This is a genomic window from Nocardia sp. NPDC051981 (assembly GCF_040680715.1).
In the GTDB taxonomy this organism is placed as follows: domain Bacteria; phylum Actinomycetota; class Actinomycetes; order Mycobacteriales; family Mycobacteriaceae; genus Nocardia.
The window spans coordinates 217,446-230,911 of the sequence record NZ_JBFAXK010000010.1; the positions used below are offsets into that span (position 1 = coordinate 217,446).

Genomic DNA, 13,466 nt, shown 5'->3' on the forward strand with positions numbered 1-13,466 from the left:
GCTCGCGGTCATGGACCGTCAGAAGGAATTCGTGCTCCGGACGCTCGAAGAACGGGATATCCGATTCGTGCGACTGTGGTTCACCGATGTCCTGGGGTATCTCAAGTCTGTCGCGATCGCGCCCGCCGAACTGGAGGGCGCTTTCGAGGAAGGCATCGGATTCGACGGTTCGGCCATCGAGGGGTTTGCCCGGGTCTCCGAGGCGGACATGGTGGCCAAGCCGGATCCGTCCACCTTCCAGGTGCTGCCGTGGTCCACGTCGAAGGGACACCAGCACTCGGCGCGCATGTTCTGCGATATCGCCATGCCGGACGGTTCGCCGTCCTGGGCCGATCCCCGGCACGTGCTGCGCCGCCAGCTGAACAAGGCCGGTGACCTCGGATTCAGCTGCTACGTGCACCCCGAGATCGAGTTCTTCCTGCTGAAGCCGGGTCCGCACGACGGCACGATGCCCGTCCCGGCCGACAATGGCGGCTTCTTCGACCAGGCCGTGCACGACGAGGCCCCGAACTTCCGCCGCCACGCCATCGACTCGCTGGAATCCATGGGCATCTCCGTGGAATTCAGCCACCACGAGGGCGCGCCGGGCCAGCAGGAGATCGACCTGCGCTACGCGGACGCGCTGTCCATGGCCGACAACGTCATGACCTTCCGCTACCTGATCAAGGAAGTGGCCATCGACGAGGGCGTGCGGGCCAGCTTCATGCCCAAGCCCTTCGCCGACCACCCGGGTTCGGCCATGCACACCCACATGTCGCTGTTCGAGGGTGAGCAGAACGCCTTCGCCGACCCGGACGACCCGGACAACCTGTCGGAGACCGCGCGCGCGTTCATCGCGGGCATTCTCGAGCACGCGCACGAGATCTCCGCGGTCACCAACCAGTGGGTGAACTCCTACAAGCGCCTGATCCACGGCGGCGAGGCGCCGACGGCCGCCTCCTGGGGCCGGTCGAATCGCTCTGCGCTGGTGCGGGTTCCGATGTACACGCCGAACAAGTCGGCCTCGCGCCGCGTCGAGATCCGCAGCCCCGACAGCGCCTGCAATCCGTACCTGGCCTTCGCGGTGCTGCTGGCCGCGGGTCTGCGCGGCATCGAGAAGGGCTACACGCTGCCGCCGGAGGCCGAGGACGACGTGTGGTCGCTGACCAGCGCCGAGCGTCGCGCCATGGGCTTCCGCGAACTGCCGGCGTCGCTGGACGAGGCGCTCAAGGCCATGGAGAAGTCCGAGCTGGTCGCCGAGACGCTGGGCGAGCACGTCTTCGACTTCTTCCTGCGCAACAAGCGCCGCGAGTGGGCGGGCTACCGTGCCCAGGTGACGCCCTACGAGCTGAAGGAATACCTCGGGCTGTGACATTTTGCCCTCGAGGCCGAGGCGGGCCGCGAACTCTGGGTGGAGTGCTCTCGGGATTTTCGGGACCGGGGCGGGTGCATTCAGGAGTCGAACCGGCTGCGAGCGGGCAACGATGTCCCGTTTGAGAGGGATGGGCTGCACGTCCGATCAGCGTGACATGTAATTTGAAGGGCATGGTTCGGCCACCGACTGCTCGCTCCGCTGTACCCGGTGTCGGACGGCTCGGTCTGCTCGAGCCGTCGGCCGCCACCTCTCTGCGAGAGTTGGCGTGGGACAACGTGGACAGCGTGCCACTGCTGTGGGCGCTGTCGCGGTCCCCCGACGCCGATCTGGCGCTGCTGACGCTCATCCGGCTGCGCGAGCAACTCGGGAGCGACTGGGCCGCTTTGGATTACGAGCTGCGCCGGGACACCGCGCTGCGCGGGCGGCTGCTGGCCCTCATCGGCTCGTCGAGCGCCTTCGCCGATCACCTGGTGGCGGATCCGGGCTCCTGGCAGCTGCTGAAGCGGAAGACGCTGCCCGATCGTGCGGAGTTGCTCACGGATCTGCTGGACGCCGTGTGCGCCACCCCGGAGACCGGGGAGAACGCCGGGCCCATGATGCACCGGGCCGGCGTGGCCGGGCCGGAGGCGATCGCCTTGCTGCGCAAGCGGTATCGCGATCAGCTCATGCTGCTGGCCGCCATCGACCTGGCCGCCACCGTGGAGAACGAACCGGTGCTGCCGTACCAGCAGGTCGGCCGGCACCTCACCGATCTGGCCGACGCGGCGCTCACCGCGGCGCTGTCGGTGGCGATCGCCCGGGTGTGCCCCGACCGGGAGACACCGGTCCGGCTGGCCGTCATCGCCATGGGCAAATGCGGTGCGCGGGAACTGAATTACGTCTCCGATGTGGACGTCGTCTTCGTCGCCGAACCGGCCGACACCACCGCCACCCGGCTCGCCGCCGAGATGATGAGCGTCGGCAGCGCGGCCTTCTTCGAGATCGATGCGGCGTTGCGGCCGGAGGGCAAGGCCGGCGCACTGGTGCGCACCCTGGACTCGCACATCGCCTACTACAAGCGCTGGGCGCGCACCTGGGAATTCCAGGCGCTGCTCAAGATGCGGCCCGCCACCGGCGATCTCGCACTCGGCGCCGCCTACCGCGACGCGCTGATGCCCATGGTGTGGGCGGCCAACGAGCGGCCGGACTTCGTGGCGGATGTGCAGGCCATGCGGCGGCGCGTCGAGGACCTGGTGCCTGCGGACCTGCGCGAACGCGAACTGAAACTGGGGCACGGCAGTCTGCGCGACGTCGAATTCGCTGTCCAGCTACTGCAATTGGTGCACGGCAAGGCCGACGAATCGCTGCACGTGCAGGGCACGGTGGAGGCGCTGACCGCGCTGGCCGCGGGCGGCTATGTGGGCCGCGACGACGCCGCCAACCTGACCGCCTCCTACGAATTCCTGCGCCTGCTCGAACACCGCCTGCAGCTGCAGCGACTCAAGCGCACCCACACCCTGCCCGCCCCCGAGGACGAGGAGGGCATCCGCTGGCTGGCCCGCGCCGCGCACATGCGTCCCGACGGGCGGCAGGACGCGGTCGGGGTGCTCACCAGCGAGATCAAACGCAATGCGGTGCGGGTGCGGCGGCTGCACGCCAAACTGTTCTACCGGCCGCTGCTGGAATCGGTTGCGCGCCTGGACGCCGCCAGTCTGCGGCTCAGTCCCGAGGCGGCGGTGCGGCAGCTGGCCGCGCTCGGCTATGTGGCGCCGGAGAACGCGCTCGGGCATCTGAAGGCGCTGACCGGGGAGGTCGGGCGCAAGGGACGGATCCAGGCGCTGCTGCTGCCGACCCTGCTCGAATGGCTCGGTGAGACACCGAATCCCGACGCGGGCCTGCTGGCCTACCGGCGGGTGTCGGAGGGACTCGACAACGAGATCTGGTTCCTGCGCGAACTGCGCGACGAGGGCGCCATCGCGCAGCGGCTGATGATCGTGCTCGGGTCCTCGGCGTACCTGCCGGATCTGCTGATCAATGCGCCCGAGACCATCCGCATGTACGCCGACGGGCCGGACGGGCCGCTGCTGCTGGCCACCAAGCCCTCGGATGTGGCGCGCGGAATCCTTTCCGGCGCACGGCGTTACGACGACCCGAGGCGGGCGGTCGCGACCGCGCGCTCGCTGCGCCGGCACGAGCTGGCCCGCGTGGCCTCGGCCGATGTGCTGGGCATGCTCGACGTCCCGCAGGTGTGCGAGGCGCTGTCCTCGGTGTGGATCGCCACCCTGGAGGCGGCGCTGCAGGCCGTGATCCGGGCCAGTGAGGCCGAACTCGGCAGGCCCGCGCCCGCCGACTTCGCCGTCATCGGCATGGGCCGGCTGGGCGGGATGGAACTCGGCTACGGCTCCGACGCCGACGTGCTGTTCGTATGCGATCCGCGGCCCGGCGAGGACGAGACCGTCGCGGTGAAATGGGCGATCAGCGTCGCCGAACAGGTGCAGCGACTGCTCGGCGCGCCGAGCACCGACCCGCCGCTCCAGGTCGACGCCGGGCTGCGGCCCGAAGGCCGCAACGGTGCCCTGGTCCGCACACTCGCCGCCTACTCCGCCTATTACACGCAGTGGGCGCAGCCCTGGGAGGTGCAGGCCCTGCTGCGCGCCCACCAGGTCGCCGGCGACCGCGAACTCGGAATCCGTTTCCTGCGCACCATGGATCCCATCCGCTATCCGGAGGGCGGCATGTCCCCCGAGGGCGTGCGCGAGATCCGCCGCATCAAGGCCCGCGTCGACTCCGAACGCCTGCCGCGCGGCGCCAACCCTGCCACCCACACCAAACTGGGCCGCGGCGGCCTCGCCGACATCGAATGGACCGTCCAGCTCCTGCAGCTCCTGCACGCCCACGAGGTCCCCGAACTCCACAACACCTCCACCCTCGAATCCCTCGACGCCATCGAGCGCGCCGAGCTGATCGACACCGCCGACGCCGCCCTCCTCCGCGAGGCCTGGCTCACCGCCACCAAGGCCCGCAATGCCCTCGTCCTGGTCCGCGGCAAACCCGCCGACCAACTCCCCGGCCCCGGCACCCTGCTCTCCGCCGTGGCCCGAGTCGCCGGCTGGCCCAACGACGACGGCAGCGAATTCCTCGACCACTACATGCGCGTCACCCGCCGCGCCAAAACGGTCGTGGAACGCGTCTTCGGCGGCGAGTAGGAGCCTCGCCGGCAGCACGAATCCTCCTCACGCCCTGCCTGTTTGCGACGTTGGCCAGTCGCCGTCAGTAGGCGCACATCGACAGTGCGACGGTGAGGTTCTTCTCGTCTGCCGGGGGCGGTCGCGGTGATGGACCTGTTCAAGGCCGCAGGTGTGCCGCGCGAGGCAGCGGCGGAGACCCTCCATCGCTGGCTCGGGGCGCTCGTTCGGCCGAGGGATCAGCCCGGGTTGTCGATGTCGGGTTGCATGAGATCGTTTCGGGCTGCGGGGAATTCGGCACCGATTGTGGGCGGGACGTGGGGGAGGGGGCTACCGAGGAGTTCGTCCTGGCGGTCGCGGATCAGCCAGGGTGGGGTGCGATGGGACGAATCCGGGTCGGTGGTGGGGCGGCCGCCGGGGGCGAACATGCCGGAAGGTGCTGAGCCGGGTGGGGCGGCGAGGTTGGGGGAGTTGAGTTGTCTGGGCTGGGTGAGGGGTTCGGGGCTGGGCGGGCCGGGGAAGCTGCGACCCGGATCGGGGGTAGCGGGGGTGGGGGAGAGCGGGACGGCCGGGTGGCCGCCGGGGGTCGGGGTGAACGGGGAAGTGGGTGGGGTGGTGGTGGCGGGATGGGTTTCGGGATCGGTCCGAGGAGGGGCGGTCGAGGGCTGATCGCCGGAGGTTCGGCGGTCGGGACTCCGGTATGCCGGATCTTGCGCGTCGGCTTCTGTCCCGGAGGCCGGAAAGTGTTGGGAATCGCCCGGATCGGTTGCGGCGGCCGTGGTGCCGGGAGGCCGAGATCCGGGATCGTGACTGCCACCCGGGCCGCTCCAGGCATCCGAGAGCGGGGTGGTGCGCTGGCCTGTGTCTTGGGTGGCATCGGCTGTGCCGCCGAGGTTTTCGGATGCGGTATCGCCGGGAGACCTGAGTGCGAAGAAGGCGGGGACGGCCGTGCCGGCGGGTGGGTAGATCGGCACGTAGTTGGCGTCCAGGGCGGCCAGTGCGAGGTGGTACTGCTCGTCTTTGGTGCCGGCGGGGGCGTCGGGTACAGGTGGTGGCACGGTTTTCCGGACGGCTTCGGCGCCGTAGGCGGCAGCGATCACGCGGTGGCCGGTGCTGTGCGCGATTTCGGCGACATCCGTGGCGTCGCGGACGAATTGCCGGGCAGCGGTCTCGGCGGCGTCGGCGAGATGGCCGGACATAGCGGCGGCGAGGGTGGTCTGGACGGTGGCGTGCAGGGTGCTCAGGGCGCCGAACATGCTGTCGGCGATGCTCACCCAGACCTGGGCGGCAGTGTGCATGTCGCCGGGGTTCATGGCCTGGATCCGGGAATGGATCTGCTCATGCGTGAACCGGGGGAAGTGCTCCAGCTGCCGGATGTAATCCGGGTCGAGTCCGCGTATCGCGATGCGCGACTGCTCATGCTCGGCCCCCGATTGACTCAATCGGGCCCTGCGCCGCAGGGCTTCCGGTTCCATCAGCGTCCTCCCATCATCCGGTCTCTTCCACTTCGACGCCCGGGGCGGGGTATCGGTTCCGCCGCGAGCGATTCGCCGATTCGGACGGCCACACCAGCCGAATTCTTTCGTCGCTCGCTCGGCCGTTTCGACTGCATGGCTGGTCGCGGGTATAGAAATGCCTGAAAAATGATATTCGCCGGGCGAGACTACTTCACGATGTTGCCGGGTGAGCCGAGGAGGGTCGTTCACCTGGCGTCGTCGGCAACTTCGGAGCCGAATAGGGCACCAGCGGCTCTAGCGGTGCTCCGTCGCCGAGTGAACGCACGGCAAAATACCCTTGAATACGCATAATAGTCTCTTGATGGAAGAAATCTCCGATCTGATATACCGCCACTTCTGGTCGGGCGAGTTGGTAGCCGGAGTTTTCAAGAAACCGGGTTCTGTAATAAGGAATCCTGAGGCTCGCTGACCGCATGCGATGAAGGCGGTGATTGGCATCGGATGTAATACCAGGTCAGGGCTCGTATTTGATCGAATGCTCCGCGGACTCGTCCCGTGATCGGAACCCCGATGTGCGACATGGCGTCGGTCGGCTGCGGCCGAAGTTTTAGTGGAATTAACTTTCCAAGCTGAATATTTAATAGCAGATAAGGATCTGCCGGAAGCGCCGTCCGGGGAGCCATCGATGCCAAAACGTTATTTTGGATCTCGATCACGGCCGGATGAGAACAGGTTATATTTTAGATCCCTTACGGTTACGGCGCGACATCTCGCCCGTGCTGTTGCTTCACCTTTATGGAGATAGTTATGAGATCGACCGCATCCGTGCTGCTTCGCGCTGGAGTTGTTACGCCACTGGCGCTGGCCACTGCCTTCTGTTTAGCCGCACCCGCAAATGCCGCTCCCGTGAGCGTGAACTGGAGTTGCCAGGGCACGATCTTCGGGATAGGCCAAACCTCGAGCATGACCACATCGGTCGACGGTGCCGCGCCGGGTTCGGCGGCATCCGGCTCCGCGGTGGCCATTACCCTCACCCCCGGGGTATCCACGGTTCCCAGTTCGGCCTCGGGCTTCACGGTGACGAGCATCAGCAATCTGAAGATGATCTTCCCGACTCCGGCGAATTCGACGCTGGTCTCGGCCACCGCTTCCGGCGGCAGCGTGGCCGGCACCGTCACCACCTCGGGTGGGAATGTCGTTCTCACCGTGCCGGGTCCGATTGCCGGCGGCTCGAGCTTCACGCCGCCGGCGGTGACCATCAATGTGACCGCCGGTACTCCCGGAACGCCGATCACCAGCAAGTATGCGGGGACCAGTTATGCCAATCCCGGTATGACCATGACGACCAACGTGCAATGGATCGGCGGTGTCGCGACCGCGTGCTACCCGAATCCATCCCCGACCCTCACCACCACGGCTGTCAGCTGATCGGAGGGTAGGCGGAGCAGCGTGACGCGCAGCATCCGCGCCGGTGAAATGTGGTGAATGTGCCCGGACTGGGCTGTTACCAGCAGCCCAGTCCGGGTTCCGTCCGATCGGATCGGACACTCGCCGCCCCGGATGGTGTTCGCGCGCTTCGGCTTTCGTGCGGCGAAAGCCACTCTGGCCGGGGTGTGCAATACCGACTATCGTATCGGCTTCGGTGTCGTCGTGCAGTACATGTCCGGCACGACCTCGATGAATTTGGTTGAGAGGTTTCGTGTTTCAAGTGTTCGAGGGTGGGAGCCTGTGCGTCCGATGTCAATCGAACCCGCTCGGATCGCGGTAGCGCTCAGAAAGGCCCTGGAGTTCTATCACGGAACCATCGAGGATCTGGCCCGGGAATCGATCAGATTGCTGGGCGTGAACGAGACCGATCGGCGTGCGCTGGAAATCGTCCTCGGGGAAGGGAAGTCCACGACACCTGGAATGCTCGCCGAGCGGCTGGGCCTCACCGCCGCAGGTGCCACGGTCATGCTCAACCGGCTGGAGAAACAGGGCTATATCGCCCGCTCGCTGGACCCCACCGATCGTCGCCGTGTGATCGTGGTTGCCACCGATCTCGCCGCCCGTCGCATGCAGGAACTCATCTCACCATTGGTCGACGAGGGCTACCAGATGATGCTGAGCTGGTTCGATCCCGCGGAACTGGAGATGATCGCGGGCTTTCTCACCCGGGCGGGCGAACTGCAACGAACCCACCGGCAACAGCTACGCAACATGGACCCCTACCCGCGGCACTGAGAGTTTCCGGGATCGTATCCGGGGCGGAACCGGATGTGCGCGAATATCTTTCGATGTCAGAGTTTGCGCGCCTGCAGGGTGAAGCTGAGGGGTAGTCGTTCGGGGTGTTCGGCGAGCCGCCATTCGGAGTCCTCGCCGCACACCATGCGACCGGGGAGCGCCTCCCACGGCACGCTGTGGTGCTCGACGAGCTGGGTGAGGGTCAGGTCGGCCTGCAGGACGGCCTCCACGATCTCGCCGAGGCCGTGATTCCACTCGTGGGTGGTGCTGTGCGCGACCGCCAGATCGGTGTCCACATAGGTGGTTCCGTCGTCGAACACCATGGGCTCCGGCGTCTCGAAGTACGGGTAGCCGAGGGTGAGCGCGTCGGTGCGGGCCTCGTCCACGGCCATCCGGACCGGATGGTCGTCGCGGATGAACAGCCGCCCGCCCGGCCGCAGCAGCCCGGCTACCGTCTCGGCCCACCGGCGGATGTCGGGCAGCCAGCACAGCGCCCCGATGCCGGTGTACACCAGATCGAATCGTGCTGCGCCGAGCACGGTTACCGCGTCGTAGACGTCGGCCTCGACGAAATCGATTGGTGTGGCGCTGGATTCGGCGAGCCTGCGAGCCTCGGCCAGGGAGGCGGGGGAGAAGTCGAGGCCGGTCATGGTGGCGCCCAGCCGGGCGAGGGAGAGTGTGTCGGTGCCGATGTGGCATTGCAGGTGCACCGCGTCCAGACCGCGGATGTCGCCGAGGCGCGGCAGGTCGAAGCGGACCACGTGGCTCAGGAACGACGGATCGGTCCGGAATTTGTCGAGGGCGTAGTCGCCGGAACCGGCGTGCAACGGAGCGCGATCGTCCCAGTTGGCCCGGTTCAGGCGGCGGTAGTCGCTCATGATGCTCGACTGTGCCATGGATGCGGCGGCCGTCTCAGCTGATTTTCCGGATGCGTGTCGCGAGCGGCGCGCCGGAGGTCAATGCCGCCTACTGCAGCGTCGACCAGACCATCGGCTGGGATCGCGGCACCCTGGTGCTGGACGGCGAGGAGGCCTGCCTGAAGGCTTACCGGTAGCGGACCAATGGCCGGAATCCGGAGTGGCGCAGTGGATTCCGGCCGGTTACGGCCGCGTGCTCAGTTCTGCGGCAGGTGCGCTTCGAGCCAGTTCACCAGGTCGGTGAGCACCTTGTCCTGTTCGGCCTCGTTGTAGATCTCGTGGTAGAGCCCGTCGTAGCGGATGACCGTCTTGTCCTTCGACGCCGCGCTCCGCTCCAGCAGGTCGGTGCCGGTGGGCGAGGCGAGGCCGTCGGAGGTGCCGTGCTGGACCAGCAGCGGGGCGGTCAGGCGGTCCAGGTGGGACTTGACGTACTCGCCCGCGCGCAGCATCTCACCGGCGGTGCGGGCCGGGACGCCGCCGTGGTGCACCAGCGGATCCTCGTCATAGGCACGCACCACATCGGGATCGCGGCTCACCAGCTTCGAATCCAGCTTCACCACCGGCAGATTCGGCAGGTACTTCGACACCAGCGGCGCGGCCAGGCGCTGCACCGCATTGCCCGCCTCGATATCGATGGCCGGGGCCGACAGGACGATGCCGGTCACCTCCGGCTGGTCGCGGGTGGCCAGGTATGCGGTGGTGAGGCCGCCCATGCTGTGGCCGATGAGGAAGCTCGGCAGTCCGGGATGGCGTCCGGTGGCGGTGGTGAGCATGGTGCGCACATTGTCGGCCGCGGTATCCAGCGAGACGACATTCGCCCGCGGGCCCTCCGATCTGCCGTGCCCGGTGTGGTCGAGCGCGTAGACCGCGAACCCGGACTCGGTGAGCCGCCGCGCGACATGCGCGTACCGGCCGGAGTGCTCGGCGTACCCGTGCACGATCTCGGCGACGGCGCGGGGTTCGCCGTCGGGCAGCCAGGCCTGCCAGAACACACGGCCCTCCGCTCCCTGGAATTCACCGGTTTCCGTGCGGGTCATTCGCCGCTCCCTTCAGGTCGTCACGCTGCCGGAGGGTGCGCCCGCCCAACACGGTGCGCCCGAAATGTCGAGTACCGGCGGAGTCATTCTCGCGCATCCGGCGCGTGGCGGGGCCGGACGGGGGAATCCGTGCGGTGGGAGTGGCGGTTGCGGGGTCAGCCGACGAGGCGGTCGAGCAGCAGCCGGTTGAATCGGATCAATCGGGCGTAATCGGCGCGGGAGATGCGTTCGTCCGTGCCGTGGATGCGCTCCAGATCGGTGGCGGTCAGGATGATCGGCGCGAAATTACAGCGGGTGCCGGCGAGATCGTCGTAATAGCGGGAGTCGGTGGCGCCCGGGACGATGCCGACCGTGACGGCGATGCCCGGCGCCACCTCGCGCGCGACAGCGGCGACGAGATCGAAGTCCGGGCCCGCCGCCGGGTCGGCCGAGGGCTCGGAGGTGGTGCCGTCGAGTTCGATGGATACGCCATTGTCCCGCACCACCTTCCGGCAATGGGCCAGCACATCGGCCACCGAATCGCCCGGCAGGATACGGAAGTTCACGAACGCCTCGGCCCGCTGCGGCAGCACATTGGGCTTCACTCCGCCGCTGATCATGGTCGGCGCGGTGGTGGTCCGCACCAGCGCCTCGGTCTGCGGCCGGGCCGCCAGCACCCGCGCCGCGATGGCCCCGGCCACGTGCACCAGCCCGAGCAGCGTCCGGCGCGGTTCGGACATGAATTCCCGCACCCGCGTGAGCATGTCGACCGCGACCGGCGTCAACCGCAAGGGGAACGGGTGATCCTGAATCCGCGCCACCGCCCGCGCCAGCCGCCCCACCGCGGTCTGCCGTCCCGGCATGGACGAATGTCCGCCCACATCGGTCACCGACAGCCGCACCGTCGCGAACCCCTTCTCGCCCACCATGATCGTGGCCACCGGCGCGTCGATCCCGTCGGCCACGCCCGTGGTGATCACGCCGCCCTCGTCGACCAGCAACCGGGCCCGGACACCGGCGTCACGCAACCGCCGCGCCATCCGTCCCGCGCCCTCGGCGCCGAAGATCTCCTCGTCGTGCCCGAACGCGAGATAGACAGTCTCCCTGGGGCGTACACCCGCACCCAGCGCCCGCTCGACCGCTTCCAGAATCGCCAGCACCCGGCTCTTGTCATCGATAGCCCCACGCCCCCAGATGAATTCGTCATCCACCACGCCGTCGAACGGCGGATGCGTCCATGCCTCCAGATCGTCCACCGGCACGACATCCATATGCGCCAGCAGAATCGCCGCCACAGTGTCATCCGGCCTGTCGGCGGCCGCCCAGCGGTACAGGCGGCTGTGGCCGAAGGTCTCCCAGGTGAGGTGGGTGTGGACCAGTGGGAAGGACTGTTCGAGGTGGGCGGTGAGGCTGTCGAATTCGGCGCGGTCGATGCGGTCGCGGTTCTCGTAGGAGACGGTTCGGCAGCGTAGCGCCGCGGCCAGCCGCTCGGCGGTGGCATCGTCGACGGTGCGGGCGTCGGTCGGCGCGGCGCTGGTCATGGGCCTAGCTGCCGGCCCTGGGCGGGAAGTTCACGGTCACACTGGCATTGTTCACCACATCGGGGGCCAGCGAGACCGACTTCTCGTTCCGCCACTTCGGAATGGCCTCGCTCATATCGCCGGGCAGGTCGGGGGTGCGGATGGCGGCGAGCAGCGGCAGGTGGATCTGGGCCGTGGTGACGGTGACCGGTGCGAAGGCCGGCGGGTGTGCCCACACGTCGTCGACCACATCGGTGACTCGAATGCCGATCCGGTGGCCGGCGGCAATGGGCCAGTCCTGGGCGAGCAGCCGGACCTGGGCGGTGTGGGTGACCGGGGCGATGCCGCGGGTGATGACGGTCGCCCGGTTGGTCGGGTCGATGTCGTAGACCTCGACGGTGACGGCCGCCGCGGCTGGCCCATCCAGGCCGAGGGTGGCCGTCGCCTGACCGGACAGGTGCTGGTCCTGGTCGAGCGGCTGGGTCACGGTCCAGATCTCGCGGTCCGCGCCCGGGACAAGGCCACGGTCGTTGTAGCGTCCGGTGCGCAGATCGATGTCGACGGCGCGGCTGTCGGCGGGCGGCCACGCGGTCTCCGAACGCCACCGGCCGTCGAACTGGCCGACGGTGATCCGGGGCCCGGGCACCGTCACGTCCTTGCCTGCCACGTGCCGGTCGAAGAACGCCAGCAGCTCGGCGGCGAAGTCGGGTGAACCGCATTTCTCGGTGCAGTCGCGGTGACCCCACTGCCCGAACCAGGCCCGGTGCTCGCCCGGGCCGAGCGCGTTCCACAGCGGGAAGACCCGGTCGGGGCGGGTGTTGTAGTCGACGAAGCCCTGGCTGAGAAACAGCGGAATGGTGTTGCCCCGCACCTTCTCCACCAGATCCCGGTCCCGCCAGAATGCGGAATTCGCGTCGTGGTTGGTGGTTTCGGCGAGGTAGTGCTGATAGCAGGCCGGATCGACGCTCGAAGCATTCGCCTTGTACTCGGCCGAATCGGTCGGATACGCGGGCGTGGAGGCGATCATCAGGTGCTCGAAGCCCGCGAGATCGCCGGGCCGGAAGCCGTTCTCACTGATCGGCTTGAGCGAGAACTTCCAGGCGATGCCCTGCATGTAGAGGTAGGTGTTGGGATCCACGACCGGTTCGAAGGAAGCCACCGCCGCCAGGCCCGCGGGCTGCTCGGCCAGTCCCATGAGCCCGGTCCAGCCCTCGTAGGAGGTGCCGGCCAGCCCGACCCGGCCGGTCGACCACGGCTGTCCCGCAGCCCATTCCACCGCGGTCTTCACATCCGACCGCTCGCCCGGCCCGCCGAAATCGGGACAGCCGTTGGAGCCGCCGAACCCGCGCAGATCCACGATCACGTAGGTGTATCCGGCCTGCAGGAACATCGACGCCGGCAGATCATCGGTGGACGGCCCGCCTTTGAGCCGCGGTTCGCTCAACCGCATGAGGTGCGCCCGGTACGGGCTGACGGTCATGATCACCGGTGTGCGCACATCGTCGGCGATTCCGACGGGTCGCAGCACGTCCGCGTGCAATCGCGTCCCGTCCGGTGCGGTGATGAACTCCTCGTGCCATTGATACTGCGCCTGGGCCCCCGCCCGCCCCGGCACCGCCACAACCCCCACCACCAGTAGCAGCACGCCGATCAACGCGCGCCACAACACCATCCGCATGCTCACCATAGTGACCTTGGTGCTTGCGACGGCCGCGATCCAGCCCCAGGAACCGGGGTGCGCGGTCCGCTTCCCGGTCGCCACGCCACGCCGGGTTTGACCCTCCCGCGACGGGAGACCGCATCCTCGAATCGACC

General features: G+C 68.0%; 11 protein-coding genes. 5 read left to right on the forward strand and 6 right to left on the reverse strand.

Going from position 1 to position 13,466, the window contains the following annotated elements; genetic code table 11:
* Positions 1–10: 10 nt before the first annotated feature.
* Positions 11–1,351, forward strand: a complete 1,341-nt coding sequence (locus tag AB0L60_RS20035; RefSeq protein WP_354838380.1) for a glutamine synthetase family protein — start codon at positions 11–13, stop codon at positions 1,349–1,351.
* A 173-nt stretch (positions 1,352–1,524) separates the two neighbouring features.
* Positions 1,525–4,539 (forward strand): bifunctional [glutamine synthetase] adenylyltransferase/[glutamine synthetase]-adenylyl-L-tyrosine phosphorylase, encoded by a 3,015-nt coding sequence (locus tag AB0L60_RS20040; RefSeq protein WP_364615878.1) that lies wholly within the window; start codon positions 1,525–1,527, stop codon positions 4,537–4,539.
* Between the two features lie 218 nt (positions 4,540–4,757).
* On the opposite strand, the gene AB0L60_RS20045 is transcribed toward AB0L60_RS20040, so the two are convergent.
* Entirely contained in the window at positions 4,758–5,993 is a 1,236-nt protein-coding gene (locus AB0L60_RS20045) for a hypothetical protein (RefSeq protein WP_364615881.1), read from the reverse strand.
* A gap of 407 nt (positions 5,994–6,400) precedes the next feature.
* Positions 6,401–6,691 (reverse strand): hypothetical protein, encoded by a 291-nt coding sequence (locus AB0L60_RS20050; protein ID WP_364615884.1) that lies wholly within the window; start codon positions 6,689–6,691, stop codon positions 6,401–6,403.
* A gap of 247 nt (positions 6,692–6,938) precedes the next feature.
* On the opposite strand from AB0L60_RS20050, the gene AB0L60_RS20055 reads away from it, so the two are divergent.
* Together AB0L60_RS20055 and AB0L60_RS20060 are read left to right on the forward strand one after the other, a co-directional pair.
* Complete coding sequence (locus AB0L60_RS20055) at positions 6,939–7,403, forward strand: hypothetical protein (RefSeq protein ID WP_364615887.1); 465 nt, start codon at positions 6,939–6,941, stop codon at positions 7,401–7,403.
* A gap of 132 nt (positions 7,404–7,535) precedes the next feature.
* On the forward strand, positions 7,536–8,198 hold the full coding sequence (locus AB0L60_RS20060; RefSeq protein WP_364615890.1) for a MarR family transcriptional regulator: 663 nt from the start codon (positions 7,536–7,538) through the stop codon (positions 8,196–8,198).
* A gap of 56 nt (positions 8,199–8,254) precedes the next feature.
* Here the strand turns inward: AB0L60_RS20060 and AB0L60_RS20065 are convergent, their stop codons facing one another.
* Positions 8,255–9,079, reverse strand: a complete 825-nt coding sequence (locus AB0L60_RS20065) for a class I SAM-dependent methyltransferase (RefSeq protein WP_364615973.1) — start codon at positions 9,077–9,079, stop codon at positions 8,255–8,257.
* Positions 9,080–9,126: 47 nt separating this feature from the next.
* On the opposite strand from AB0L60_RS20065, the gene AB0L60_RS20070 reads away from it, so the two are divergent.
* Positions 9,127–9,252 carry a hypothetical protein gene (locus AB0L60_RS20070; protein WP_364615893.1) on the forward strand — a complete coding sequence of 42 codons (126 nt, stop codon included), beginning with the start codon at positions 9,127–9,129 and terminating at the stop codon, positions 9,250–9,252.
* Positions 9,253–9,312: 60 nt separating this feature from the next.
* Here AB0L60_RS20070 and AB0L60_RS20075 read toward each other — a convergent pair whose 3' ends face one another.
* From AB0L60_RS20075 to AB0L60_RS20085, 3 genes are all read right to left on the reverse strand, one after another.
* Entirely contained in the window at positions 9,313–10,152 is an 840-nt protein-coding gene (locus AB0L60_RS20075; RefSeq protein WP_364615896.1) for a lysophospholipase, read from the reverse strand.
* A gap of 155 nt (positions 10,153–10,307) precedes the next feature.
* Positions 10,308–11,672 (reverse strand): M20/M25/M40 family metallo-hydrolase, encoded by a 1,365-nt coding sequence (locus AB0L60_RS20080; protein ID WP_364615899.1) that lies wholly within the window; start codon positions 11,670–11,672, stop codon positions 10,308–10,310.
* A gap of 4 nt (positions 11,673–11,676) precedes the next feature.
* Positions 11,677–13,329: a CocE/NonD family hydrolase gene (locus tag AB0L60_RS20085; RefSeq protein ID WP_364615902.1), complete on the reverse strand. Its 1,653-nt coding sequence runs from the start codon at positions 13,327–13,329 to the stop codon at positions 11,677–11,679.
* Between the last annotated feature and the right edge of the window lie 137 nt (positions 13,330–13,466).